Origin of the sequence: Pseudoalteromonas sp. Angola-7 (assembly GCF_028599255.1) — a bacterium.
GTDB classification, from domain to species: Bacteria; Pseudomonadota; Gammaproteobacteria; order Enterobacterales; family Alteromonadaceae; genus Pseudoalteromonas; species Pseudoalteromonas atlantica.
Genome location: NZ_JAQREL010000010.1, coordinates 1 through 25,886 on the forward strand (window position 1 = coordinate 1; position 25,886 = coordinate 25,886).

The window sequence follows — 25,886 nt, forward strand, 5'->3', positions numbered from 1 at the left end:
TTCAACTAGCGCATCAGCAGGGGCTTCATCAGGTATATCACTTGCTTCATCAATTAAGCTGTCTATGTCGTCTAAATCAAAGTCATCGTTTTCTTCAACTAGCGCATCAGCAGGGGCTTCATCAGGTATATCACTTGCTTCATCAATTAAGCTGTCTATGTCGTCTAAATCAAAGTCATCGTTTTCTTCAACTAGCGCATCAGCAGGGGCTTCATCAGGTGTATCACTTGCTTCATCAATTAAGCTGTCTATGTCGTCTAAATCAAAATCTTCGTCTTTTGGTGATTCTGTATCAGCTTGTTGATCTAATAATTCATCAATATCAAAGTCATCGTCTTCTTCTTGGGCAAGCTCTTCGCTTAAGGCAGCCAACTCATCATTGCTTTCTAAGCTGTTATCCGCGGTAGGCTTTTCAACCTCAGGCAAATCGATTTCTGGCAGGCTATCGTCCTCGTCAAATAAATCGTCTAGGTCGTCACTGCTTAAAATATCGTCAGAATCTTTTGTATCATCTAAATCAAGGTCAATTTCATCATCTTTTTTGTCATTTACAGGTTCATCAAAGCCCTGCTGCATGAAAATGTCTAACTCGTCCCCTTCGCTGCCTTCGTCATCAAAAACAATGTCATCACTTAATAGGCTTTCTAATTCGTCTTGGTCAAGCAAGTTTTCTGAATCAGTAAACTCGTCGTCTAGCGCATCATCAAGAGAGTCATCAAATGCAATATCATCTTCAGGCAACATGTCGTTGCTATGATTGTCATCTAATTGAATATCTAAATCATCAAGGGGATCAGGAATAATTGGATCGTCTAACGTATCATTACTTTGCGGCTCACCTTCGGTAAAGCTTGGGGTTTGCGGCAGAAAATCGTCGTCTTCTTGCGCTGCTTCATCTTTATTGGCGCGCTTTCGTAAAAACATCACCACAGCAAAAATAATTAATAATGCAGGAATGGTCATTAATAAAATAAGCACAAGCGGGTTAGACATTAAAGCGCCTAGGTCAAAAGGCTCTTCTTTTGGTACTTCTTGCACTTTTTGCTGAGCTATTATTTCGTTTTGTTTTTCTATTAGCTCTTTTAGCTGTTTTTGAATTTCGCTGTCTTGGCCTAGTTGCTCTTTTACATTAGCGAGCTCTTTAGAGATACCCGACAATTGTTTTTTAAGGTTATTATTTTCAGCTAATATTTCTTCTACATTATTAACCGAGCTTTTAAATTGCTGCTGCAGCTCTACAAGTTTATTACCTTGCTCTGTTTTTATTTCATTTAATTCTTTTTGGATTTCTTTTTTAGCGTCGTCAACATCGGCTTTACGAGCTTGTGTTACTTTGGTTTGCGCGGCGTTAATTTCACTTGTAGTTAGTGTGCCATTTTTCTTTTTTTCCCACAGCGCGTCATCTTGCTCTGAGCGTTGTTTAGCAAGTTGTGGGTCTACGCGTCTAATTTCCGCTAAGGTGGGTATTTTTAAATAGGCACCACTTTGCATGTGGTTTAGGTTTTGTTCTAAAAAAGAATTAGGGTTTTTGTTATACAAGGCTTGCATAACTTGGTAGATACTAACTGAGTTATCTGGGCGTACTTTGGCAGCAATACGCCATAGCGTATCGGTTGGTTTTATAGGCCCTATTGATCGCCCTTGCGCACCATAGTCAGCGCCTTTTGGCCCCTTTAATTGGGTGCTGTCTTGAGAGTAAATTGGAGTTACTACCAATGCAGACGCTAATATAATAAGTGAAGCTAAACCGCGCATGCTGATCCTTTAATGTGTAAATGTTAAATGCTTTGCTATTTATTTAGCTGCTCAACATTAATTATTCTTGCCGTAACCAGCCAAATAGCTGATCTACATTTGTTATTACAATCTATTTTTATTGCAAGCTCTATTCCAGTTACAAACTATAAACCAGTTGCGGCCTAATATCCATTGCAACGCTTTGAAAATAAATACCTTAAAACTTTATTCTTAATACTATTTTATCGTGATAGATCAAGGCGTTTAGTTTAGTAGCAATACCAAGCGGCAATAATTTGGCTCCCTAAAATACAAAAGCGGCAAACTATAAAAGTTTGCCGCTTAATTTATACACAATATTGGCTGCTATTTATAAGTAGTTAGCGATTAACTCTTCTGCTATTTGTACGCTATTAGTGGCAGCCCCTTTACGGGTGTTATCACTGACAACCCACATATTTAAACCATGAGGGTGCGAAATATCGGCGCGCAAGCGGCCAACGTAAACCGTATCATTACCACTGGCATCTGACACCGCTGTTGGGTAATCGCCCTCATCTTCAATAAGCTCAACCCCTGGGGCATCATTTAAAAGCTGCTTAACGTGTTCAAAGTCATACGGCATGCGTGTTTCAATGTTGATTGACTCTGAGTGGCCAAAAAATACAGGTACACGCACACAGGTTGGGTTAACAGCAATAGTGGTATCGCCCAAAATTTTATGCGTTTCGTTTACCATTTTCATTTCTTCGCGTGTGTAGCCGTTATCTTCAAAAGTATCTATTTGAGGGATAACGTTAAATGCAATTTGCTTAGGAAAGATTTCGTTTTCCATTGGGCGAGCATTCATTAAATTAGCTGTTTGCTTTGCCAGTTCATCTACTGCTTCTTTACCTGCACCAGATACAGCTTGGTATGTAGATACATTAATACGGTCAATACCATAAGCATCGTAAATTGGTTTAAGGGCTAGCATCATTTGAATAGTAGAACAGTTAGGGTTTGCAATAATATTGCGGTTTCTAAAGTCTTCAAGGCTTGCTGCATTCACTTCTGGTACCACTAGCGGTACTTCAAAATCGTTTCTAAAATGTGAGGTGTTATCAATTACAACACAGCCAGCATCAGCTGCAATTGGCGCGTATTTTTCTGACACACTGCCACCAGCTGAAAACAAGCCTATGTGTGCTTGGCTAAAGTCAAAGCCCTCTACATCTTGCACTTCAATGGTTTCACCACGAAACTTTATGTCTTCACCTGCGCTGCGGCTACTGGCTAGTAAAAAAAGTTGATCTACCGGAAATTTACGCTCTTCCAAGGTTTCAATAATTTGACGACCGACTAAGCCTGTAGCGCCAAGTACAGCAACGTTATATTTTTGCGACATATTTTTTCCTCTTTAAGCAGTGTTAAAACAACACTGCTAGTTAAATTAGTTTGCGGTGTTAAAGCCAAGCTGAGCGAATGCATCTATATGCTGCGTACCACCTTGCACCGTTAAAGTGCTAAACTCACGCCTTACTGGGTAGTTTTTACGTAAACTATCAAACCCGTCTTTTGCTAAGTTGCGCAGCAAAATGCCATCATCGCGGCGTACGTCGTAAATCAAATGCACTAAACGCGCAATATCAGCCTCAGTAAAGCTACTCTCTAAACTTAGGCTTGTAACGGCAGGTTCTGGTAAAAAATCAGAAAGCGACTTTTCTGCGGTTACACCTTTTAATTTACACAGTGCTTGATATAGCATTTGTGTACCGCGGGCTTTTCCTTCAAGAGTATGCCCAGCAATGTGCACGCTGGCATAGCGCACATGATCAAGCAATGGAATTAAAATGTTAGGTTCGTTTTCCCAAACATCAAGAACCAAATCTAAGTCTGCCCCTTGCTCCATAACCGATAACAAAGCGTGGTTATCAATCACTTCTCCACGGCTCGCATTTATAACTGCTAACCCAGGCTTTAACGCGTTAAGACGTTTTTCATCAATTAGATGATGCGTTTTGTGCTCACCTGCTTTAATCAGCGGCACATGAAAAGTAACCGCATCTACGCGCTCAAGTAGTTCGTCAAGCTCAACATGCTCGGCTAATAAGCCCTGCTCATGTTTAATTGGGTCACATAATAAAACATCAACATTAAGCGCTTTTAGTTTTTGTGCTAAACAGCTGCCAATATTACCCACCCCAACAATACCTATTGTTTGACCACTTAGAGGGACTGCGTTTTCTTGGCTTAATGCAAACAAGCTACTTATTACATACTCAGCCACCGCCACTGCATTGCAACCTGGGGCACTACTAAAGGCAACGCCTTTCTTATTAAGTAACTGTGTATCTATATGATCAACACCAATAGTGGCGGTACCTACAAAGCTTAATTTATTAGCATGAGCAAGCAGGTCACTGTTTACTTTAGTAACCGAGCGCGTAAGTAATACATCAACATCAATTAACGCATCGGGTGCTAAGTTTCGACCATCAAAGCGCGTTACCTCACCAAAGTCTGCAAAATACTGCTCAACTAAAGGCATGTTTTGATCGGCAAGAATCTTCATTGGGGAGTCCGTATGGCAAAATGAGGCGCTATTGTAACGAACAACCGAGCCATTACACAAACTAAAAAGCCGAGCAATGCTCGGCTTTTAATCACTATAAAGAGAAAACGAATTAACCTTTATATTTGCTCATAACTAATGTGGCGTTTGTACCACCAAAGCCAAAGCTATTAGACATAACCGTATTAAGCTGCGCATCACGGCGCTCAGTTACAATGTTAAGGCCTTGTGCCTGCTCATCTAGCTCTTCTACGTTAATAGATGGCGCTACAAAGTCGTTTTCCATCATTAAAATTGAGAAAATAGCTTCGTGAACACCCGCAGCACCCAGTGCGTGACCCGTTAATGATTTAGTCGCACTAATAAGCGGCGAGTTACCACCAAACACTTCTTGAATAGCACCTAGCTCTTTAACATCGCCCACTGGCGTAGATGTACCGTGCGTGTTTAAATAATCAATTGGTGCATCAACGCCTTGCATTGCTTGGCGCATACAGCGTACTGCGCCTTCACCTGAAGGTGCTACCATGTCGTAGCCATCAGATGTAGCGCCATAGCCTACAATTTCTGCGTAAATATGTGCGCCACGAGCAAGTGCATGCTCAAGCTCTTCTACTACAACAATACCGCCGCCAGCAGAAATAACAAAGCCATCGCGGTTTGCATCGTACGTACGTGATGCTTTTTCTGGCGTTTCGTTGTATTTGGTAGACAATGCGCCCATTGCGTCAAATTCCATTGCAAGGGTCCAGTGTAGCTCTTCACCACCACCGGCAAAAATAACATCTTGCTTGCCTAATTGAATTTGCTCAACCGCGTGACCAATACAATGTGCAGATGTTGCACACGCAGAGCTTATAGAATAGTTAACACCTTTAATTTTAAATGGCGTTGCTAAACAGGCCGATGTGGTGCTCGCCATTGTACGCGGTACCATATATGGGCCTACACGTTTTACGCCTTTTTCGCGCAAAATGTCGGCTGCTTCTACTTGCCACTTTGAAGAGCCACCACCAGAGCCAACTAATAAACCCGTGCGCTCATTAGATACTTGCTCATCAGATAAGCCAGCATCTTCAATTGCTTGCTTCATAGAAATATAAGAGTAAGCAGCAGCATCACCCATAAAGCGCATTGCTTTACGGTCAACGTGTTCTTTAACATCAATATCAATTTTGCCTGATACATTACTGCGTAAGTTGTAATCGGCAAATTCTTGGTTAAAAGCAATACCGCTTTTGCCCGCTTTTAGTGACTCTAATACTTCTTGTTTGTTATTACCGATGCTTGATACAACACCGATACCCGTAATTACGGCTCTTCTCATGGGTAATTCCCTTAGCTTGATACTAAATTACTGTGTATTTTACGCTGTTTTTAGGTGTTAAGTGGTCAGCTTTCTAGCGTACACCTGTACTCTGAATTTAATAGCTTATAAATAACGCCAGACTATTTCAAAGAAAACCCGTAAAATAATTAAAAAATACTGTCTAAAAATTTAATAAGTCATGATAAAAAACGCCCAAATACACTTTAATGAAGTAGGCACACCGGTAGCCGATAACTTTGACGATGTTTATTTTTCTAATGACGACGGCCTTGCTGAATCGCATTACGTATTTTATCAACAAAACAATATACAGGCGCGGTTACAAAATCATGACCAAGCGCATTTTGTTATTGCCGAAACCGGTTTTGGTACTGGCTTAAACTTTTTAAATGCATGGCAACAATTTAATGACCACCTTGCCAATCAACAAGTTCAAAATCAAGTAGACAAACGGGTTAAGCGGTTGCATTTTATTTCGTTTGAAAAATACCCGCTTAATGCTGATGATCTAAAAAAAGCACTGCAAGCGTGGCCAACATTACACAAACTTAGTGATGAATTAATAACGCACTACCCTATAAATTTAGGCGGCTGTCATCGTATAGAATTTAATAGCGGCCAGGTTACTCTTGATTTGTATTTTGGCGATGTACTTGATTCAATAAATGCAATGAGCTACCCGCAATCAGGGGTGGTCGATGCGTGGTTTTTAGATGGCTTTGCACCGAGTAAAAACCCCGACATGTGGCAACAAAGTGTGTTTAACGCCATGGTTGATATATCGCGCAAGCAGGCAACACTAGCCACGTTTACCGCGGCAGGCTTTGTACGCCGAGGCTTAATAGCCGCAGGCTTTAATATGCAAAAAGCAAAAGGTTTTGGCCGAAAACGCGAAATGCTGATAGGTCAAGTAGCAGATGCAAATAGTGCGCACTCATCGCCCCCGTACTTTGAACACCCCCCTGCCAAGCTAGAACATGTTGCTGTAATAGGAGGCGGAATTGCAAGTAGCTGTATTTTGCACAGTTTGGCTAAGCGGGGCATTAAAAGCACCCTATTTTGCCAAGATGAAAAACCAGCTATGGGCGCTTCACATAATGTACAAGGCGCGGTTTACCCGCACTTACAAGCTAAAAACTCACCTCACAGTGAATTATTTGCGCATAGTTTTTTATACGCTAAACGCAGCTACCAGCAACTACTTAAAAACGGCTTTAATTTTGATCATAGTTGGTGCGGTGTGTTGCAACATGCGGTAAAAAAACCACTTGCCGATAAACACCAAAACTTAGAACAAAAACAGCTATGGCCTCAAGCCTTAATGCGCAATGTAACTGTAGAGCAAGGAGATAAACTCGCAGGCGTAACAACCGGCTACCCCGGCGTTTATTTTGAGCAAGGCGGCTGGGTAAACCCACCCCAGCTAGTTGAGGCAATGCTAAAAGCGGCCAATAGCCTTAACTCCATTAATAGCTATTTTAATTGCCATATTAAGCAGCTTAACAAAACACCCGACGGCTGGTATTTAGCCGCTAATAACATTCAGTACGGCCCATTTAGTGATGTAATAATATGTGCAGGTGAGCATAGCGATGCGTTTGAACAAACAAACGCATTACCTATTGTAGGAGTGCGCGGCCAAGTATCGCATATACAAGCGAGTGAACACTCTAAAAAGCTTAAAACCGTGTTGTGCCATAAAGGTTATTTTACCCCTGCCTATTTAGGCAAGCACTGTATGGGCGCAACATTTGAAAAAAACACAAAAAGTCGCGCCGTTACAGAAAAAGACAACCAGCTAAACCATGAGCAACTACTTAGCTTTTACCAGCAAAGCGACTTTGCCACCACATTAGGTGACATTACCAGTGCTAAAGCAGCTGTGCGCTGCACATTTATAGATCACTTACCAATGGCAGGACAATGGTGTGAGCAAAGCGATTATATTAACGCCTTTGCTAATTTACGCTTAGGTAAACGCTATCAATACTCGCCTTTGCAAAAGCCACATCAAGGCTTACATATTTTTACCGGATTTGGCGCGCGCGCATTATGCAGTGCACCGCTGTTAAGCGAGCACTTTATTAGTACATTAAATAATGAGCCACGCCCACTAAGCGAGCGTGTAAGCCAAGCTATTCACCCAGCGCGTTTTATAGTTCGTGATTTAATACGAAATAAAATTTAAATGACATCATTCTTTTTTTGCGTAAAATAATATCTATAAAAGGAGTTTATATACCCATGCGCACCCTATGTACGAATGCGAATAGGTATAAATAAAAGGAAAACAATGAAAGCTTTAACCTGTGCTGCAGCATTACTCGCTGCAATATCGTTCAACACATTTAGCCAAAACGTAACCGAAATTCCCTTACCTGAAGAATTCATAACCACTATGGATGTAACTGACGAATACCCCAAAGTACGCACTGGGTATTTGGCTGCCTCTATCAATGATATTGCTAAATTTTATCAACATGCACTAGGGGATCCCATTAATAGTAAAGGCGATAATACCTATCGTACCCTTTACTATAACTACCAAGAACATGCTGTTCGCATTAGTTTGTATCATCATAATTATGTCACCGAAGTCAGCATAATGATCGAATAAACACGGCAAAAAGCAGCTAATTTTCATACTCAGTTCAGACTCATTTTTTATCTGCTTTTAAATGACCAATTTATTGATAAAAACACTGTTTTACCCTTTAAAAAAGAATGCCTACCCCAAGGTCTATTTGTACCAAACACCTTTACACTAAATTGAGAAGGAATTAATTATGAGTAAGACCCTAATTATTGGCGCTAGCGGGCAAATAGGTAAAATGGCAACCGAGCTGCTTTTAAAAAACGAGCAAAATGTATCCGCATTAGTGCGCGATAAAAGTAAGCTAAGTGATTTAGATAGCCCGTTTTTAACTATTGTAGAGCAAGACCTCGAAGGCGACTTTTCTACTGCGTTAAAAGATTGCGACCAAGTAATATTTGCTGCGGGTTCTGGCGGAAGTACAGGCACAGATAAAACCGTGCTAATCGATTTATGGGCAGCCACCAAAGCAGCAACGTATGCTAAAGAGCATGGCGTTAAGCATTTTATTATGATCAGCTCTATTGGCGCTGACGATCCAGACTCGATTGAAAGCGACTTAAAGCCTTACTTAGTTGCCAAACATATGGCTGATGAGCACCTTATAAACAGTGGCTTAAACTACACCATAGTGCGCCCTGGCACTTTAACCAATGAAAGCGCCTCAATGAAAGTAACCACCGAGCGCCCAAGCGATCGCTCTAAAGCTAAAATTAGTCGCGAAAACGTTGCCAATGCCCTATTACATATTGCTACTAACGCATTTAATGGCAACCGCGTTTTTGAGTTGTTTGATGGTGATACGCCTATCAAAGCAGCTGTAAAATAAAGCACCCTTGTTGCCCTTTGTAACCCCCCTAGCAAAGGGCAATGTATTTAAATGCTACAGAGCACGCTAACCGTTTCTCTCACCATATTAATTAATGTAAACAACTCACAAAAATTGCTTTATAAAAGCCCATATACCGCGTACCCAATAAAACAACATAAAAACAAGCACTTCCATCAAAGCTACCACAAAACAATGCGTTAAAAATTTAATAGAACAAATTTTATTCAGGCTTTTTTACTAGTTTAATGAGGCCAAATACTAGAAACCCCTTATTTTATCTGGTAAATTAACAGCGTGTTAAAACAATAATAAAAATTCCTCAATGGAAGTTGCACGAATAAGGACATAGCGTGAGCGCCTCATTTAAAATTATTTTTAATGGTCAGTTACACCAAAATGCTGACATTAGTACCGTACAAGAGCAACTTTGTCTGTTTTTAAAAATTCCCCATAATGTCGCTGTAAAATTATTTGATGGCCGAGCCTACGCACTCGTCAAAGACCTATCGAGTATTGATGCAGTTAAAACAGAATCTAAACTAAAAAGTTTTGGTTTAATAACCAAAGTAGAGCCACATGCAAGTGTAAGGGCACCTCAAAGCGCCACGGGTACTAAATTGGTTGTTTCACCTAGCGAGCCTGCGGTTAAAAACATAGATCGTAAATTAACCAGCATAAAAAAGTCCGGCATAAATAGCCCTGCCGCCTTGCCCAAATTAGCACTGCAAAGCGCATTATTTTTTTGTTATAGCTTATTATTCATCTGCCTTATTTGCTCAGCAGTAATAAGCTTTAACACATTTAAAATGAGTATGATAGACAGCTCAATAGCTTCGCCCTCTACAACATTAAATTACGTTAATTATAAGCAGTACTTAGCAAATCAAAAAAAGTACCCAGAACTCACCTTGCCTAACACCCACAGCACAGATGAGCTTGACCAAAGGGCGCAGCAAAAAATTGATAGCTATTTTGCTCGCTTTTCAGCGCACATAAACAGTTACGCAAAGATTCTAAAGCAACCAAACATAAACAGCATGGGCGCAGAAAAGTTAAAGCAGCACTTACAAGAAATAGACGCGCTAGGCACGGAACATGTATTTTGGGAGCAATTAATTAATCTTGCTAAATCGCTCAATAATGACGCCCATGTAATGAGCAAGCTTGCTAATGATAACCCAGATAAAATTCAGTGGATCAACGCCGTTGATTGGATAAGCCAAAGCTATATTAGGCAGCAACAAAATAAGCCTAACGCTTTGCCGGCCTCGCCTGCAAACACACAACTCGCCAAGTCACCAATTTTAGATTTAACGCTATTAATAAGTTTAATGTCGTTTTTAACACTCATTATTATCAGCATTAAAATGAAAATAAGAACGATAAAAATGAAGCTAACCACGATAAGCGCCGCTTAGATTAAACCCATAAAAAAACCGCCAACTTGATTGCTCAAATTGGCGGTTTTTTTATGGTTTTAAGTAACGAACTTAAATACCTGTATTGGTGGAGCTGGGGGAGTCTTGGTAGACAATGCAATCCATTGATTTAGTTATAAATACCAAATCAAAAACGGGGTTGATGGTACTAACTGTGGTACTAAAAACAAGTGTCATATTCGAACCCCTACGTTAAATTCGTTTAATAAAACTTTTATAACTTTTTGTCCTACATTTCTTCCCACAGACTATCAGCATCTACATTTGGGTCTTTTTTCAGCTCTACTTTTTTAGTTTCTTCTGGCCATTCTATATTACTATCTCTTATTAAACCTTCCAGTGTAGTGTATGCAATAACTTTACCTTCATATTCAGTAAGCCATTTATTGCCATCCCACTCTATAAAATCGAATGTCCCAGCCCCTTCACCATATTTTACAGCTACAAAGTGAAGACCTACCTCTGATGGTTCATCAGTAAACCAATTGATGTTTTTCATAAATACTCTCTATCTAAAACTTTTCTCTAAATACTTCGGCTCTTTCAGCTAGGTATTCTAAATATAAAGGTTTAACCTTATATGTTTCATGTGCATTCTCTAAAATTGAAATTAAAAAATAACAGTTTTTTTGAACCGAGCCTTGGCAATAAATTAAAGCTGTATTACTGGTTTTGCTAAACGATACTTTTTTTAAATGCCAACCTTTTGATGTTGAGTCTTTTAAATGTATATGGGCAAGGCCAGATTCCTTTACAGAAAAAGGAAAATCATATGGCACATCTCTACCAAAGTGCGCAGGCCTACCCTTTCCACTTTTATACAATTTAAATTCATCAACAATTTTTTTTAATAACGGTTGTGAAGAACTGGCCTTTACTTCTTCACTAACAAAAACACGTACATCCATATACTTTACTCCACCTCAAAAATTTTAACCGTTGCTTTTCTATTTTGGCTAGTATTTATTTCATCCTCAATTCTTGAGGCTACTTTATTTAATTCATAATCACTAAGTTGTGTTTTTTGATTACTATTAACAACTAACTTCTCCTTCTTAACCAAAGTGGTTTTATTAACATTCATAATGTCACTCCTTTATCATTAAGTTTACTTCTCAAATATTGTAATCGTACCCTAGAATCACTTTCTACTATTTAATCCGCTCAACATATCAAATATCACTCGTGCAAATTGCTGGTTTCTTGTGGGATCTGATAGTAGCTGCATCATTTGTTCTTGGTGTGCGTCACTGCTTCCTAAAATGGCGTCATCCATCGCTTGAGGGAAATCACCTAACATAGCTTGCTCTGGGCTGTTGTTTGCAATCTGGCTCATTACAGAGGCGTTTTCAGTTAGTTTATCGCGTACTGTAAAAGCATAATTAAGCATGTCTTTATTAGTTAGGTTATCAGTAATAAAAACCTCATTAAGCTTGTCAATTATTTGTGATAAAAACGCTTCTTTTTTATCCTTCGCTTTAGCACTACCCACATCATTACTTGGCTCTAGCTTATAATCAGGCGCATCTTCTTTTAGCTGTATATCTTGTTGGCGTATTTTTGATAAACGGTAATGGCTCATTACCACGTTATCTAAATCAAGCTCATCTTCAGTCACTACTTTTTCACGTAACAGTGGGCGTAAGTGGCGAGCGAATAAGCTTAGCTTTTCCAGCTCTTTGTCATCGTACTCCATCAGCTGCGACATAAACTCATAAAAGCGGGTAAAGCTGCCTAAATCCTTTTTAAATATCTCTAGGCGGTCTTTTTCTTGTTTGCACTCTTTAAAGCTTGTTTCTGCATTGGCTATTAATACTGCGTCTTCAGTCTTTTTAGTGCGTTCAAACATTTCTTTCGCTTTTATATACGCCTCAATTGCCGATGCGTAACGCTTTTGCCAACGCTCTTTAGCGGGGTGAATAATATTACTGATCGCCGCGTTTGACTTGTTTTTGGTAAAGAAAGCCGCACAAAACTGCTCAACCTCAGACCACAAAAATATACCGCTAGCACGCAGCTTTTCAAACAAATCAAAAACAATCTGAGGGTCAGTAACATCAGCAAGCTCTGCGGTTTGATAGTAAGGCTGAAATGCTCCTAGTATGTCTTCAGGGGCATTAAAAAAGTCCAATACAAACGTGCCTGTTTCAGCTTTACTTGGGTAAGTACGGTTTAGTCGCGACAGCGTTTGTACACACTCAACGCCGCCTAGCTTTTTATCTACGTACATAGCGCATAGTTTTGGTTGGTCGAACCCTGTTTGAAACTTATTAGCCACCAGCATTACTTGGTAATCGTCACTATCAAAGGCTTTTCGCATATCGCGGCCTTTAAGTTCAGGGTTCATGCTTTTTTCGGTAAACTTTTTATCTAAAAATGTAGCGCTATCAGTATCGCTTTTAGTAAATTCAACTTCGCCTGAAAATGCCACCATAGCGCGTATTGTCGAATAACCTGTTTTTTGCTCAGCTAGGGCTTCAGCTACATACTTATCAAATGCTAGCTTATAACGTACAGCCTCTTTACGTGAGCCAGTTACTACCATTGCTTTAGCTTGTCCGCCTAATAAACCCATTACGTTATCTTTAAAGTGTTCAATAATCACTTTAACTTTTTGCGATATATTATGGTCGTGTAAACGCACCCATTGGTTAAGTTTTACCGCTGCTTTTTTACTATCAACCTCTTTATCTGCCGCTTCTATTTTTTGAGCAAGTTGGTACATCACCTTATAGTTAGTGTAATTTTTAAGTACATCTAATATAAAGCCTTCCTCTATTGCTTGGCGCATTGAATATATGTGATACGCCACTGGCTTATTCTGTTTTGATGGCGGTAGTTCTGGGTCAGGTAACCGACCAAATAGCTCTATTGTTTTTGCTTTAGGTGTGGCAGTAAATGCATAGTAGTTAAGGTTTGCACTACCACGGCGGGCTGCAACGGTTGCATCGAGTATATCCTCTGACGATAACTCAATGTCGTCATCAGTCTCTTCAGTCATTAGCACTTCTTTTAACTGTCGAGCAGTAGAGCCGCTTTGTGATGAATGAGCTTCATCGGCAATAACCGCATAGCTGCGCTCTTTTAAGCTAGTACTGTTCTCTATAGCACGTAACACAAACGGAAAGGTTTGAATGGTTACAATAATAATAGGCTGAGCGTTTTCAAGTGCGCTGGCGAGCTTTTCTGATTTAGAACCGTCACCTTCTTTATTATTAATACGCCCTACTACACCGTCTGCATGCTCAAACTGATAAATAGTATCTTGCAGCTGATCATCAAGTACCGTTCGGTCTGTTACAACAATCACTGAATGAAATTGTTTATTACCTTGCTCGTCATACAGAGTAGAAAGCTGGTGGGCTGTCCAAGCAATAGAGTTTGACTTACCTGAGCCCGCACTGTGTTGCACTAAATACTTATTACCTGTGCCCTCTTCAATTGCTGCATCAATCAGCTTACTTACTACATCCCATTGGTGATAACGCGGGAAAATAAGCGTTTCTTTTTTGTATTTACGCCCTTCCCAATCTTCCTTGTCTTCTATTTGAAGGTGTACAAAGCTACCTAAAATGTTAAGCAGGTTTTTAGGCACTAATACTTCATTCCACAGGTAATCGGTTGCATAACGGCTAGTGTCTTCAGGTACATCATTGCCTGCACCACCTTCACTTGTACCTTTGTTAAAGGGTAAAAAGAAGGTGTCGTCACCAGCGAGCTTAGTGGTCATATACACTTCGTACTGGCTTACAGCAAAATGCACTAATGCGCCACGCTTAAAAGTAAGTAACGGCTCTGTCTTTTTAGTCGCAGGGTCTTTAGGTAGGCGGGTTTGTTTATACTGCTTAATCGCGTTTTCAACCGCTTGCTTAAATTCTGATTTAAGCTCAAGGGTTGATACAGGTAAGCCGTTTACAAACAACACTAAATCTATACGCCAGCTTTTGGCTTTGCTACCTGTTGCAGCTAAGTGCTCTGCATTAGCATACGGGCTATATACTAACTCTTGTACTATACGGCAGGTGTTTTGCTCGTAACGCGCTAAGGTTTCGGGGTTTAGATTATGCTCTGGTTTAAATTGGCATAGCTCAAAACGCGCATTACGAATTTTTAAACCATGGCGTAATACACCTAATACACCATACGTGCGTGAGGCTTTATCTGTGGCGTTTATATCGGCTTTTTTAAGTTGTGCCACCAGCGCTTCTAAAAAGTGGCGTTCAGGGTCATTGGGGAACACCTTACACAGCTTTTGCCACTCTTTAGGTTGGGTGTTTTTGACAAAGGTCAGCGAATCTTGTTCATACAAAGCGGTTTCACAGTTATAGCCAGCGCCTGTGCCTTCAACCCAGCCATTAGCTACCATCTGACTAATTATGTCGTCTTGAAAAATTCGTTCTTGAGTTAAATCGTTCATGATTTTATTCTTATTTTGTTATTTAGCATTATCTAATTGTTCGAGCTTGGGTAGCTGCTGTGACTGCTTCTTTTTCTCATATTTTTTAGCCAACTTGTCATACACATGGTTGAGTTCGTTGTAGCGAGCATTTCGATCATAAAGTTCTAAAACAAACTGGAAAACTTGAAAAGCGTACAATAAATCGAGTTCAGCAACATTTGAACCGTGCGTCCCTTCGTTACCAATCAGCCTCAATGCATCAAGGTATTTAGCCTCTTCAGGATGAGTTTTCTCTAAATTTTTTATCATACGTCCGAGGTTATTATTATTCTCCTCAACTTGCATATCCTTGCAAAAGTTTTCAATTGCGCGTCTTAATTTAGATGCGGACGATGGAGGATCAAAATGAAAGTGTTTAAATGCGTCTAATAGCTCTTCAGCTATATGTGAGGGAACATTTTTTGATATCGGGAATATAAAAATAGATGGAGAAAAGTTCTCAATTTTAATTTTTTTAGCCTTTGATGATGACTGACTCATACCTGTTTGATGCTCCAATAACATTCCTGAAGCACTTATACTCTGTTGACAGTTCGCACATTCAAAAAAGCTGTTAAATATAAAAGTATTACCATTCGTAGGCTCTACCGCCTCAGCATGAGCACTTGCAAAGGTAAGAAGTAATGGAATGAAAAACCCCTCACTTTTATTACTTACTTCACGACTTTTATCAATTAGTATCTGTTTTCTTTCTTTTTCAAATCGGTATTTTCGACTGGTAATAAGTAAACTATCTTTATTTACAGGACGTGTTTGTACACTGTCCTTGTCCAATTTCAGTGCATATTTATTACAATAAGGGCAAGGAAGCTCAGGGTAGCTGTTTAAGTCAACAAAGCCTGAAATCCTTTTCCATAATTCTATATCCATTACTTTCTATCCCTTTGTTATTTTTACTTTATGTGCAAAATTTATTTAAGTTACTTCTCAGGTTTACCCTGCAGCTGCTTTAGTGCATTGGCTAAGTCTAAATCAACCTTTGATGGCTGGGCATCAATTACTCTGCGGTACTTATCGTATTCTTGTTTTGCTTTTTCAGTGGCTTGTGCCTGTGAAATGTTGCCAGCATGGTTAAGCACTTCATAATCACTTAGGCGCAAAAAATCATCAAGCTTGCTTGCCCAGTCTGCCATTTTCATTAACTTGCCATTGCGCGCCTGTAGCTCTGCAAATTCTAAGTAGGAATTAACCAATCTATTTAAAGTATCGAGTTCTTTCTCGTCTAAATAGTTTTTGCCTGTAACCACCTCTTTGCGGGTTGGCTCTGCACCTGCAAAGCTAGTTAAGCCTAAATGAGGTTTGTCGGCATCAATACGTTTAAAGACTAATTCTGCCGCTGTATTACCATGTGCAGCCCAATGCATTTTGTTTTGAACTTTAGCAAAAAAATCAACACTGGTTTGTGCTTTGCCGTCGTAATCAATGCTGGTGGCGTATATATCGCACACCTTGCGCCAGAAAATTTTCTCTGATGAACGTATGTCGCGTATGCGGTTTAACAGCTCATCAAAGTACTGCATGTTATCAGGGTTTTTAAGGCGCTCGTCATCCATTACAAAACCTTTGGTTAGGTACTCTTGTAATGTTCTTGTTGCCCACTGGCGAAATTTAGTGCCTTGTTTAGAGCGCACGCGGTAACCCACCGCTAATATAGCTTCTAAATTATAATGCGCTACATCACGAGCAACTTCTCGTGTGCCCTCTTTTCGAACTATTCGGAAATTCCTAATGGTTGCATTTTGTTCAAGTTCGCCCTCACTATAAATGTTACTTAAGTGTTCATTTATAGTGGGTACACTCTTTTGATACAGCTCAGCTATTAGGTTTTGAGTTAACCACAGTGTTTCAGTTTCAAAGCGACATTCAACCTTGGTTTGCCCTTCGTCTGTTTTAAATAAAATAAACTGCCCAAGGGGTGGTGTAACACTCTTAGTCATTAGGTTGCTCCAAGTTCCGCACGTCGATTTTGCCTGTCACTGCGGCAGAAATTAAGGCTGTTCGACGCTCTGAAAGTAGTTTAATTCCCACTAAAGCTTTATCTTCTAACGTCTGAAAAGTGCTCTGTTGTTTATTTATGAAGCTTATAATAGCTTGCTGTTCTTGCTTAGGTGGGACGGGGAAAAGACCATTTGCTAAGTATTCATATTCAATACTCTCTACCGTTGCACCATCTTTAGACCAATCAAGTAATAATGAGTCAACGCTACCAAGAATAAACCCTGCGGCATACTGAACATCAATTCTGTCATTAAATTTAAGAGCTTTCATATCTTGGTTCATTGTTACTGGCACTGTATTTATCGCAATCGGTATTGTCCTTTGTAGTATTCCAGAACGGACAACCATTAATAATGCCCCCTCATCAACAATGTTGGTAGATGACTCTTTTATGGCTCTTTCAGTAACGTTATCTTGGGTCTTATCAATCCAAAAAGACTTCATGTCTTTCGGCGATACCCAAGGCACTGTGCCATTAGTCCAATAACTTAAGTTATCTTTGGTAGGTGTTCCGCCTCCACTGAAAGTACATAAATACTTTAAAGGAACTATCTGCCAATGCTCTGGCACTGCGCCTAACCATTCGACTCCAGAATCTTTCATCGGGACTTGTGCATTGAGTCCTTTAGTCACTGCATGGCTAATCAGCGCTTGGCGCTTTTCTTTTAACAGCTCAATCAGCTTTTCTTGCTTGGCGATTAAGGTGTCGATCTTGGCGGTCTCAAAATCGAGGAAATTGGCAATTTTTTGTTGTTCTTCCAATGAGCAAATGCGTAAAGCTATATCATTCATAGCAGATTGATTAAGCTTATCTCTGGTACTACCTGTAATGTATAGATGATAATCTACACAATTAAGGGCATATGTTAGGAACTTAGCGTTAACTTTACTCCCTTCTGGACGTAACACGTGAACGTGATTATTCGGCCAAACTTTACCTTGAACAAAAAAAGCTACGTTCTTAGTCGTATCGAAGAAAGGAGCGCCATCTTCCCCGAGTAATACTAAGTCTTCGTCAAAAATATACTCGTTTATATGGTCAACTACACTGTTCGCTCCCCAATATGGGACAGAGCCTTGCATCTCACCTCTCTCAGTTCCATTTAAAGGGATACGTCTACCATCCAAACAGTATGATACATACCTAACCTTACTAGTACCCCAGTGAGATGGAATATATCCAAGCTCGAAGTTATTCGAGAGTTTATATTCTGGATATGCCTTATAACGACCTGTCATTATGAATGCACCTCTTGAAGTAGCTGCATAATCTCAGCCGATACCGCATCCAAGTCCGCATCAATTTCTTCTAATGCTCTTGGTGGTTCATACACGTAGAAATGGCGGTTAAATGGGATTTCGTAACCCACAACACCGAGCTCGCCATCTTTATCATCGCGCTTAGTGTCGTTTATCCATGCATCACTTACGTGCGGTGATACTTCGCGGTTAAAATAGTTTTCAACCATTTCCTGAGTGCTAATACTTGGCTGAGCTGAGCCATCTAAATAGGCCTCTTTAAACGGAACGTTTTCGTTATCACGCAGGTCGCCATCTTGCTTATAAGTAACAACTTTACCTTGCCACTTTGTCACATTACCTTGATATTCAAATGCGCCATATATTGGGTCTGCTGAATCTTTATAGATTTTATCAACCACGCATTCTGCATCTGGGTTTTTAAAGGTAATGGCATCGAGCAGCTGTTTTTTCTCTTTGCTGTCGAGCTTAATATCTAACGCTTTAAGGGCTTGTGTATAGGTTATATCAAACTGGTTAAAGTCGTCTGATTGCAAGTGCTTGCCACCAACATCTCCACCTAATTGTGTTTGTAGTTGCTGCGCTTTTTCCATAAGGGCCTTTTGGAATAACCAAAGCTTAGGCTCTAATACATCTTTAATTTGTTTTTCTTTCAGCTCGGGGAAGTCAGCTTTAATAATAGCTCTGGCTTCAATCTCAATAGCACTTAAATCGCCATATTGCTCGTCAGTAGTCCACTGCGCGCCAAACTTTTCATACAGCGCCATCATGGCTGCATTGTATGGCTTAGGTGCAAAACGAAGTGATGCAATAGCTTCATCAGTTACTTGCGCTGACAACCTAAGTGGGCGTTCGATGGTGATACGGCGATAACCAAACTCATAGGTGTTAAATATTTTACTGGCAAAGGTTTTTGCTACATCGGCTTTTGGATTAGCAGCTTGGCGACCACGGCTACTTTTAGCCTCTGTAGGTTTAATTAAGCCTAGCTCTTCAAGTGTTGTTGTTTCTACTTGTTCAAAGTTACCAAAGCTACGAGTGATAACTTTAATATCGTCTTCGCTCATGATATTACGTTTAGAACCAAGAGATTTACGCATTTTACCGCATAGGTTAGCGCCATTTATTAGCTGAACCTTGTTTTTACGCTCAGCGCTTGGCTGCTGTGCTTTTTTGTTCGACAAAACCCACACATAGGTAGCAATGCCTGTGTTGTAAAACATATCAGTCGGTAAGGCTATAATTGCCTCAAGTAAATCAGACTCTAAAATATAACGACGAATTTCGCTTTCACCACTGCCTGCCCCGCCCGTAAATAAAGGTGAACCATTTAGAATAATACCAATACGCCCGCCGCTGTTAGTAACATCTGCAGAGGCATCGCGCATTTTACTAATAAGGTGCATTAAAAATAATAGCGAACCGTCAGACACCCTTGGTAAGCCTGCACCAAAGCGACCATCAAAGCCCTTAATGGTATGCTCGTCTTTAATATCGCCTTCAATCTTTTTCCAATCGACGCCAAATGGTGGGTTAGACAGCATGTAATCAAATTTATCTACTGCTAGCTGATCATTAGATAAGGTGTTACCGAGTTTAATACGACTAACGTCTTGCCCTTTAATCAGCATATCGGCTTTACAAATAGCGTAAGACTCTGGGTTGAGCTCTTGACCAAACGCGCGCATAACCGCATTGGGGTTAAGCTCGTGTACGTATTCCATCCCCGATGATAAAAAGCCCCCAGTACCCGCTGTTGGATCGTAAATGGTACGAATAATCCCTTCTTTGGTGAGGGCGTCGTCGTCTTCCATAAATACTAATGAAGTAGTTAAACGCACTATATCGCGAGGGGTAAAGTGCTCCCCTGCGGTTTCGTTAGAGCTTTCAGCAAAGCGACGTATTAGCTCTTCAAACACTAAACCCATATCGTGATTTGATATCGCTTGTGGGCTTAAGTCGGTCGTTGCGAATTTTTTAACTACTTTAAAAAGTAAGTTGGCGTCATCTAATAGCCCTATAAACTCATCAAACTTAAAGTGCTCAAATATTTCGCGGGCATCAGCTGAAAAGCATTGAATATAACGCTCAAGGTTAGCTTTAATATCGCTTTGACCCATTTTGCCTAAATCCATAGGCGAGGTATTAAAAAAGGTTAAGCCGTTTGTTGCTCGCATTAATAGCTTTTCTTGTGCATCTTCTGGCAGGTTTAAGGCTTTAATACGCTCAAACTCTGCTACTACTGCATCTTTACTTGGTGCGAGCACACACTCAAGGCGGCGTAGTAAGGTTAAGGGTAAAATAACACGACCATATTGAGACTGTTTAAAGTCACCGCGAAGGAGATCAGCTACTGACCAGATAAATGCAGCGGTTTGAGAAAAGTTATTATTAGTTGTCATTTTAATCTTCCATAAAGTAATCGCTATCGAGCGCTTTTACTTCAAATACATGTTTGGTGCTTACGCCTAAATTATGGATAAGCATGAGTTCGGTTAATTGTGCGCCATCAACCAGCACTATGCGCTTTTCTATCATGCCTACGTATTCGAGGGCATCTTTACTAAAGCTGCTGGTGGTAATGAAAACGCCCTTTTTAGCACGGTGCATATCAAGCGCACCTGCAAAGGCTTGTATATCTGGGCGACCAACTGTTTTATTGGTATAACGCTTGGCTTGCAAGTATATCATTTCAAGACCAAGTTTATCTTCTTTGATTACCCCATCGATGCCACCATCTTGCGTGTATTGAGTAGCTTGACCTGCATCTTTACGTGATCCGCCGTAACCCATGGCGAGCATTAAATCGACCACTAGGTTTTCAAAAAATACGGGGGTCGCTGCTAATATCGCTTTAAGTATTTCGTCACTTAGGTTGGTGTTGAGCGTATCTACTGCAGCTTCTATAAGCTCTTCAGGGGTTTTATCAGCGTCATTACTTACTATGCTGGTGGCGTTTATTTGTGTGGGCTCGTTTGCGTCTTTAGAGCGTGTTTTAAAATCGAGGAAAGCATCGAACTTACTTAAGTATTGGTTATTGATTGGTTCGCCCGACTCAATTGCAGCTAGCCCTTTTTGTGTGATTTTACAAAAAGCCCTTTTAGGCTGCTCTATTAAACCCGCTTGAACTAAGTAAGTTTTAGCCCAACCCAAGCGATGATAGGCATAGGTTTGCTTGCCGCTCGGTATGCGGAGCTTTAGTTGATCGGCGCTAAGCCCAAGTTTACGGTAAACATCGGCATCAATATCACGCAGTTTAACTGTTTTACCATTGGCTAAGCATGCAAGTAACGGGGTCATAAAAGATTGGTAATCAGGGAGTGACATAGAGTTCCTTTACTGGCGAAGTAGCTATAATCCATTATTAAGTAAAAGATATTATATAAAACTGACCCGTTTATCAAAACAAAGGCCGCTTTAACTCTTGCATGGTAGTGAAATGGTAAATTTAAAGACCAAAGGTGATCGAATACAAAGGCGATCACCTTTTAGAATTAATACAAGGCTTGCCACTAAAACCTTAAGTTATTGAATTTAAATGACAAATAAAAAATCTTTGATTATTTGGTAGCTTGATCGGTTATTTTCCTTTTTTTATTTTACCGTTTTAAAGCGACTCAGCTATGTACCAAGCCCAGCGACCCCCTTAAAACTCGAACGACAAAGTGCCTTTATATCTCATAAAATGTTTATAAATTAGAAGTTTGGATTCGTAACTGTCATCTTCACTGAGCTTTTTTAGCGTTTCTAACTGCACTAAGCACAAGGCTTTATATTCAAAGTCAGATAGCTCTTTATCTAAAGGTACACCATGCATTACCTTAGCCCTGCCGCCATGCTTAAGAGCATTTTTATTACCTTTTGGCGCACCTGCTCCTTTTCTTTTGCCACCCCTAGCCATTTAACTACCCTCATTATATTCGAGTCTACTTGAAGAATAGTTTTTTACGGATTGCGAAACACGCCGTTTAGAATAGCATTTAGCAAGGTAGCTAAGTCTGTAAACGGCCTCCTTAAAGTTATCGTAAAAGTTAGGCTGATTAATAAATAACTGATAAAAGCAATGTTCAGGTACATAAAGTGTTCCACCAGCCGAAGCTTTAAACCACCCTGCCTGAATTAAACTTATTACTTTACTAGGGTGTATGATTTTATGACCATTAAAAAAGTAAGCTATGTGGTAATGCTGCTTATCAGCTTTGTTTTGCTCTCTTACCCATATATAGGCGAACTCACCGTATGTATTCTTTATTTTCTTTTGAATACTATTAATAAACTGTGAAACAACTTTATTGTCTTTACTATATTGTTCTAATCTTAAATCGAGCCTGAGTACGAGCACTTTGGAAAACTTACAAAGCATCACATCCAATTGCTTTAGCATAGCTTTTATAATGTCGTAGTAATATCCACTTGGGAAATTCATTATCTCCAAAGCTATATAAGACTCTTCTGATAGTTTTTGATAATGTACTTCAACACCATATTTATCTTTTAATTTTTGAACTAACTGAGATGGCATGATTTTCTCTAAATATTATAAATAACCTGCACTACAACAATGAAGTTAACCGCACTATTACTGACGCTTTAAGCAAGTAAAGGTCATATAAAAGGGTCTAACTAATGAAATAACATCCCTTGTTATCCTAAGAAGTGCTAATTTGGTTGAGTTGCTTTACCTCTGTCAAAGGCCAACCAGTAACTTTTTGAGCTAACTCCACAGGCTCTGAAAGAGTCCTTTCTTTTACTAGCTTGCCGACTAAATAAGACGAAAAACCAAAGTGCTTTTGAATTGCAACTTTTGAAATAAAAATATCTTCATCAGCAATTTTAACTTCTCGTTTAGCTAAAAACCTCATGCTTGCACTCTTGAGTCAATCCAATTAATAACATCACTATATTGCCACCCCATAGCTCGCCCACTTTGCACTAACTTTATACTTTGTGGGAACTCGCCTTTACTCTGTAAATCGTAAATCATAGTTCGAGATAAACCAGTCAAAGTTTGTACATCTTTAAGGCGAAGAATTCTTTTGCTATTAGTTAATAGGTTATTTAAGTTCATAATATCATTCCAATTATTGAAGGGATTAAATCCCATAAGTTATTAAAACGAACCAAGACGTTCGCTTAAGTACGGGAAGGATTATGAATAAAAAAATATATGACAAAAATGGAGTTTAGTTAGTTAAACTCCATTTACCGCATAATAAAAAAACATAAGTCTTGAGGTAATAATTATAGCGATGAGTTTAGCATTTACATAAAAGGGGTATTATTAAACGCATTAAAAATCATTTCATCAAGCTTACTGTTTTGAGTTGATTTTAAGTCTTTGTGAAGCCTGTTGTTTTGGTAATAAAAAGCCTCATAATTAGGGATTTTGACGTATAGGCAACTAATATAAATAGCCTCGGTATAGCCATCAAATGCTGAAATACGAAATTTTTTAGCAAGCCCTGTGAGTATTTTATCAACTAGCACATCGAGGCTAATTTTAGGTTTTAAGCTTTGAAAAGCTTTTAGCTTGATAAGCTTATCAACCGCACTGTAAGCTAACGTGAGTCGCCGATCCTCTTCAGTCTTAGCTATGCCATTAATATCTTGGTAACCACTATCAAAAAATGACTGGTATAAAGTAGTACAATCACAGGCAAAGTGCTTTTCAAGGTAGCTAAACACAATATCTCGTTGCTTTAATTGCTGCTGGCTCCTTTTACCTTTGCTTAAATTAACGCCTATGTATTTTGCTAAACTCTGGGTAGCTTTATGCTCAGATATGACTAACTTTGGATTTAGATACAACCTAAGTAGCAAGTCTATACTTGAAACAACAACCCAAGCATCAAATATATTATAAGCTTCTTTTGCGCTTACTATTTGATATAACTCCTTTGCTACTCTTTTATACGTTAGGGTTTTTAACCCCCTTACCTTGGCAACCTTCTCATTTCTTAAAGAAACTCCTTGATGATACATCAAGCTTTTTGAATAACGGCTCAATGCATTAAGCTCACCTATAAGCTCACCTAATGCTAAAAAATCTATTGGTTGTAACTTTTGGTCTTTTTTAACCGAGCTATATAACTTATCAAACTTAGCCTTGATCTCTTTTCGAGTAACTCCGAGCAAGTGAAGCTCATCAAAAGTTGTTAACGTTGTACTCTTTTCAATATCTAAAAATATTTTTTTTATATGTTCTAAACAAGCCAATAATGAGCCTGATTCAACAAGCTCATTGTTATTAGAAATCAAATTAGCAGTAACTATGTCAATGGCGTTGAACTGGGATAATTTATTAAACAAGCGATTTGACCTTAGCGTTATGAATATACTCACTCCACCAGCACATCATTTCTCTTCTACTTTCTAGATAGTCACTTCGATTATATGCAGCTCGAACTTGGTTAGTGTCTTGATGCGCTAATGAAACTTCTATTAACTCAAAGTCAAATAACCTAGATTCATTTAAAACAGTACTTGCAAGTGATCTTAAGCCATGTGCAACAAGTTCTCCCTTATAGCCCATTCGACTTATTGCTGCATTTGGGGTTTGAGGGTTCATATGCTCTCTAGGGTTTCTATCAGCAGGGAAAATATATTCTCGGTGTCCACTTATCGGGCTCATCAACTCAAGTAATTTTAGCGTTCTTGGAGTTAATGGTATTTTATGGACTTTAGCTGCTTTCATTTTTTCTGCAGGTATTGTCCATACCTTGTTTTCTAAATCTATCTCAGACCATTTTGCTTTAGTGGCTTCATTTGGCCTTACCATTGTATGTAATTGCCACTCAATCGCACACCGAGTAGGAAACTTTATACTGGCTCTCGAAAGATCCGCCATAAACTCAGATAACCTGATAGCATCTATCGTTGGCATCGGCTTTGTTATTGGTTTTGCAAATCCATCTCTAATTCTTTCCAAAGGGTTATGCTTTATAATCCCTGTATTTACTGCGTAGCCCATAACTTGATTGAGAATCTGACACGTCTTTCTTACTGTTTCAAGAGTGCCTTTTGCAGCAACAGGCCTCAATGCATTAATTGTTACAACAGCATCGATACTACTTATAGGCCGCTTGCCTAGTTCAGGAAACACATGATTTTTTAACTTTCCCAGAATACCATCTGCGTGCTTAGGCTTTACTTTTGGTTTATGAATCTCAAACCACTCCATCGCTACTTTCTCTAAAGTATTTAAACGTGTTTGCGTCTCTTGAATATATTGTTGCTCTTTATACTCTTTTGGGTCTATTTCATTAGCAAGAAGCCCGCGTGCCTCCTCTCTTTTTATTCTAGCAGCGGCGAGGGTAATTTGAGGATATTGCCCAAAAGAAAGGTTTGTTCTTTTTTTAGTAAATGGCCTGTAGTACTTAAATATCCAACTTTTAGTACCATTAGGCCTTATAGATAATAGAAGGCCACTACCATCTGAAAGTGAATATTCCTTTTCCTTAGGCTTAGCTTGCTTAATTTGTGTATCGTTGAGGGGTTTTACAGTTCTGGCCATTTATTTTATATATACCATGCTCTAGCCCTGTGAATTCAAGGCTTTCTTATTTTTAGTACCACAGCATATTCACAAATGAGTGCTGTGGTACTAACCATGGTACTAAAAATACTGGATGTAGGTAAACATCTTGGGATATTACAGGCAATAAAAAACCCGCTAACCTATATG

24 protein-coding genes are annotated in these 25,886 nt (G+C 39.4%); 4 read left to right on the forward strand and 20 right to left on the reverse strand.

Annotated elements, in window-relative coordinates:
- The 4 genes from PSH50_RS13540 to fabB all read right to left on the reverse strand — a co-directional run.
- Nucleotides 1-1,755: FimV/HubP family polar landmark protein (locus tag PSH50_RS13540; protein ID WP_337946901.1), on the reverse strand; the 1,755-nt coding region annotated here is incomplete at its 3' end.
- Nucleotides 1,756-2,107: 352 nt separating this feature from the next.
- Nucleotides 2,108-3,124, reverse strand: coding sequence for an aspartate-semialdehyde dehydrogenase (locus PSH50_RS13545; RefSeq protein WP_273609734.1), 1,017 nt, complete (start codon nt 3,122-3,124; stop codon nt 2,108-2,110).
- Nucleotides 3,125-3,169: 45 nt separating this feature from the next.
- A complete protein-coding gene (locus PSH50_RS13550; protein WP_273609735.1) occupies nt 3,170-4,291 on the reverse strand; it encodes a 4-phosphoerythronate dehydrogenase in 1,122 nt (373 codons plus the stop codon).
- Between the two features lie 112 nt (nt 4,292-4,403).
- Nucleotides 4,404-5,618 carry a beta-ketoacyl-ACP synthase I gene (fabB, locus tag PSH50_RS13555; RefSeq protein WP_273609736.1) on the reverse strand — a complete coding sequence of 405 codons (1,215 nt, stop codon included), beginning with the start codon at nt 5,616-5,618 and terminating at the stop codon, nt 4,404-4,406.
- Nucleotides 5,619-5,799: 181 nt separating this feature from the next.
- On the opposite strand from fabB, the gene mnmC reads away from it, so the two are divergent.
- From mnmC to PSH50_RS13575, 4 genes are all read left to right on the forward strand, one after another.
- On the forward strand, nt 5,800-7,809 hold the full coding sequence (gene mnmC / locus PSH50_RS13560; RefSeq protein WP_273609737.1) for a bifunctional tRNA (5-methylaminomethyl-2-thiouridine)(34)-methyltransferase MnmD/FAD-dependent 5-carboxymethylaminomethyl-2-thiouridine(34) oxidoreductase MnmC: 2,010 nt from the start codon (nt 5,800-5,802) through the stop codon (nt 7,807-7,809).
- A 105-nt stretch (nt 7,810-7,914) separates the two neighbouring features.
- A complete protein-coding gene (locus PSH50_RS13565) occupies nt 7,915-8,238 on the forward strand; it encodes a hypothetical protein (protein ID WP_273609738.1) in 324 nt (107 codons plus the stop codon).
- A 169-nt stretch (nt 8,239-8,407) separates the two neighbouring features.
- Entirely contained in the window at nt 8,408-9,043 is a 636-nt protein-coding gene (locus tag PSH50_RS13570; RefSeq protein ID WP_273609739.1) for an NAD(P)-binding oxidoreductase, read from the forward strand.
- 353 nt (nt 9,044-9,396) lie between these two features.
- Nucleotides 9,397-10,464, forward strand: coding sequence for a hypothetical protein (locus PSH50_RS13575; RefSeq protein ID WP_273609740.1), 1,068 nt, complete (start codon nt 9,397-9,399; stop codon nt 10,462-10,464).
- A gap of 72 nt (nt 10,465-10,536) precedes the next feature.
- Here PSH50_RS13575 and PSH50_RS13580 read toward each other — a convergent pair whose 3' ends face one another.
- The 16 genes from PSH50_RS13580 to PSH50_RS13655 form a co-directional block, all read right to left on the reverse strand.
- Nucleotides 10,537-10,662: a hypothetical protein gene (locus tag PSH50_RS13580; protein ID WP_273609741.1), complete on the reverse strand. Its 126-nt coding sequence runs from the start codon at nt 10,660-10,662 to the stop codon at nt 10,537-10,539.
- A 52-nt stretch (nt 10,663-10,714) separates the two neighbouring features.
- Nucleotides 10,715-10,984 carry a hypothetical protein gene (locus PSH50_RS13585; RefSeq protein WP_273609742.1) on the reverse strand — a complete coding sequence of 90 codons (270 nt, stop codon included), beginning with the start codon at nt 10,982-10,984 and terminating at the stop codon, nt 10,715-10,717.
- A gap of 13 nt (nt 10,985-10,997) precedes the next feature.
- Nucleotides 10,998-11,393, reverse strand: a complete 396-nt coding sequence (locus PSH50_RS13590; protein ID WP_082422723.1) for a type II toxin-antitoxin system YafO family toxin — start codon at nt 11,391-11,393, stop codon at nt 10,998-11,000.
- Nucleotides 11,394-11,398: 5 nt separating this feature from the next.
- The gene (locus PSH50_RS13595) at nt 11,399-11,569 is read right to left on the reverse strand and encodes a hypothetical protein (RefSeq protein WP_273609743.1); all 171 of its coding nucleotides are present in this window, start codon (nt 11,567-11,569) and stop codon (nt 11,399-11,401) included.
- Nucleotides 11,570-11,626: 57 nt separating this feature from the next.
- Nucleotides 11,627-14,902 carry a type I restriction endonuclease subunit R gene (locus PSH50_RS13600; RefSeq protein ID WP_273609744.1) on the reverse strand — a complete coding sequence of 1,092 codons (3,276 nt, stop codon included), beginning with the start codon at nt 14,900-14,902 and terminating at the stop codon, nt 11,627-11,629.
- Between the two features lie 18 nt (nt 14,903-14,920).
- A complete protein-coding gene (locus PSH50_RS13605) occupies nt 14,921-15,814 on the reverse strand; it encodes a DUF4145 domain-containing protein (RefSeq protein WP_273609745.1) in 894 nt (297 codons plus the stop codon).
- A gap of 50 nt (nt 15,815-15,864) precedes the next feature.
- A complete protein-coding gene (locus tag PSH50_RS13610; protein WP_273609746.1) occupies nt 15,865-16,881 on the reverse strand; it encodes a virulence RhuM family protein in 1,017 nt (338 codons plus the stop codon).
- A complete protein-coding gene (locus tag PSH50_RS13615) occupies nt 16,874-18,181 on the reverse strand; it encodes a restriction endonuclease subunit S (protein WP_273609747.1) in 1,308 nt (435 codons plus the stop codon). Before PSH50_RS13615 ends, PSH50_RS13610 begins: the two co-directional genes overlap by 8 nt.
- A complete protein-coding gene (locus PSH50_RS13620; RefSeq protein WP_273609748.1) occupies nt 18,181-20,604 on the reverse strand; it encodes a class I SAM-dependent DNA methyltransferase in 2,424 nt (807 codons plus the stop codon). The genes PSH50_RS13615 and PSH50_RS13620 overlap by 1 nt, the downstream gene beginning before the upstream one ends.
- Nucleotide 20,605: 1 nt before the next feature.
- Nucleotides 20,606-21,529, reverse strand: a complete 924-nt coding sequence (locus PSH50_RS13625) for a restriction endonuclease (protein ID WP_273609749.1) — start codon at nt 21,527-21,529, stop codon at nt 20,606-20,608.
- Between the two features lie 319 nt (nt 21,530-21,848).
- Entirely contained in the window at nt 21,849-22,103 is a 255-nt protein-coding gene (locus PSH50_RS13630; RefSeq protein WP_273609750.1) for a hypothetical protein, read from the reverse strand.
- Nucleotides 22,104-22,724 carry an inovirus-type Gp2 protein gene (locus tag PSH50_RS13635; protein WP_273609751.1) on the reverse strand — a complete coding sequence of 207 codons (621 nt, stop codon included), beginning with the start codon at nt 22,722-22,724 and terminating at the stop codon, nt 22,104-22,106.
- A 127-nt stretch (nt 22,725-22,851) separates the two neighbouring features.
- Nucleotides 22,852-23,064, reverse strand: coding sequence for a hypothetical protein (locus PSH50_RS13640; protein ID WP_055018124.1), 213 nt, complete (start codon nt 23,062-23,064; stop codon nt 22,852-22,854).
- Nucleotides 23,061-23,270 (reverse strand): AlpA family transcriptional regulator, encoded by a 210-nt coding sequence (locus tag PSH50_RS13645; RefSeq protein ID WP_169059939.1) that lies wholly within the window; start codon nt 23,268-23,270, stop codon nt 23,061-23,063. Before PSH50_RS13645 ends, PSH50_RS13640 begins: the two co-directional genes overlap by 4 nt.
- 194 nt (nt 23,271-23,464) lie before the next feature.
- The gene (locus tag PSH50_RS13650) at nt 23,465-24,511 is read right to left on the reverse strand and encodes a hypothetical protein (RefSeq protein ID WP_273609752.1); all 1,047 of its coding nucleotides are present in this window, start codon (nt 24,509-24,511) and stop codon (nt 23,465-23,467) included.
- Nucleotides 24,504-25,715, reverse strand: coding sequence for an integrase domain-containing protein (locus PSH50_RS13655; protein WP_273609753.1), 1,212 nt, complete (start codon nt 25,713-25,715; stop codon nt 24,504-24,506). Before PSH50_RS13655 ends, PSH50_RS13650 begins: the two co-directional genes overlap by 8 nt.
- Nucleotides 25,716-25,886 lie beyond the last annotated feature (171 nt).

Excerpts from the sequence above, each read along its gene's own strand:
- PSH50_RS13545 (WP_273609734.1), bottom strand. The coding sequence starts at position 3,124 with ATGTCGCAAAAATATAACGTTGCTGTACTTGGCGCTACAGGCTTAGTC.
- PSH50_RS13550 (WP_273609735.1), bottom strand. The coding sequence starts at position 4,291 with ATGAAGATTCTTGCCGATCAAAACATGCCTTTAGTTGAGCAGTATTTT.
- fabB (WP_273609736.1), bottom strand. The coding sequence starts at position 5,618 with ATGAGAAGAGCCGTAATTACGGGTATCGGTGTTGTATCAAGCATCGGT.
- mnmC (WP_273609737.1), top strand. The coding sequence starts at position 5,800 with ATGATAAAAAACGCCCAAATACACTTTAATGAAGTAGGCACACCGGTA.
- PSH50_RS13565 (WP_273609738.1), top strand. The coding sequence starts at position 7,915 with ATGAAAGCTTTAACCTGTGCTGCAGCATTACTCGCTGCAATATCGTTC.
- PSH50_RS13570 (WP_273609739.1), top strand. The coding sequence starts at position 8,408 with ATGAGTAAGACCCTAATTATTGGCGCTAGCGGGCAAATAGGTAAAATG.
- PSH50_RS13580 (WP_273609741.1), bottom strand. The coding sequence starts at position 10,662 with ATGACACTTGTTTTTAGTACCACAGTTAGTACCATCAACCCCGTTTTT.
- PSH50_RS13585 (WP_273609742.1), bottom strand. The coding sequence starts at position 10,984 with ATGAAAAACATCAATTGGTTTACTGATGAACCATCAGAGGTAGGTCTT.
- PSH50_RS13590 (WP_082422723.1), bottom strand. The coding sequence starts at position 11,393 with ATGGATGTACGTGTTTTTGTTAGTGAAGAAGTAAAGGCCAGTTCTTCA.
- PSH50_RS13595 (WP_273609743.1), bottom strand. The coding sequence starts at position 11,569 with ATGAATGTTAATAAAACCACTTTGGTTAAGAAGGAGAAGTTAGTTGTT.
- PSH50_RS13600 (WP_273609744.1), bottom strand. The coding sequence starts at position 14,902 with ATGAACGATTTAACTCAAGAACGAATTTTTCAAGACGACATAATTAGT.
- PSH50_RS13605 (WP_273609745.1), bottom strand. The coding sequence starts at position 15,814 with ATGGATATAGAATTATGGAAAAGGATTTCAGGCTTTGTTGACTTAAAC.
- PSH50_RS13610 (WP_273609746.1), bottom strand. The coding sequence starts at position 16,881 with ATGACTAAGAGTGTTACACCACCCCTTGGGCAGTTTATTTTATTTAAA.
- PSH50_RS13615 (WP_273609747.1), bottom strand. The coding sequence starts at position 18,181 with ATGACAGGTCGTTATAAGGCATATCCAGAATATAAACTCTCGAATAAC.
- PSH50_RS13620 (WP_273609748.1), bottom strand. The coding sequence starts at position 20,604 with ATGACAACTAATAATAACTTTTCTCAAACCGCTGCATTTATCTGGTCA.
- PSH50_RS13625 (WP_273609749.1), bottom strand. The coding sequence starts at position 21,529 with ATGTCACTCCCTGATTACCAATCTTTTATGACCCCGTTACTTGCATGC.
- PSH50_RS13630 (WP_273609750.1), bottom strand. The coding sequence starts at position 22,103 with ATGGCTAGGGGTGGCAAAAGAAAAGGAGCAGGTGCGCCAAAAGGTAAT.
- PSH50_RS13635 (WP_273609751.1), bottom strand. The coding sequence starts at position 22,724 with ATGCCATCTCAGTTAGTTCAAAAATTAAAAGATAAATATGGTGTTGAA.
- PSH50_RS13640 (WP_055018124.1), bottom strand. The coding sequence starts at position 23,064 with ATGAGGTTTTTAGCTAAACGAGAAGTTAAAATTGCTGATGAAGATATT.
- PSH50_RS13645 (WP_169059939.1), bottom strand. The coding sequence starts at position 23,270 with ATGAACTTAAATAACCTATTAACTAATAGCAAAAGAATTCTTCGCCTT.
- PSH50_RS13655 (WP_273609753.1), bottom strand. The coding sequence starts at position 25,715 with ATGGCCAGAACTGTAAAACCCCTCAACGATACACAAATTAAGCAAGCT.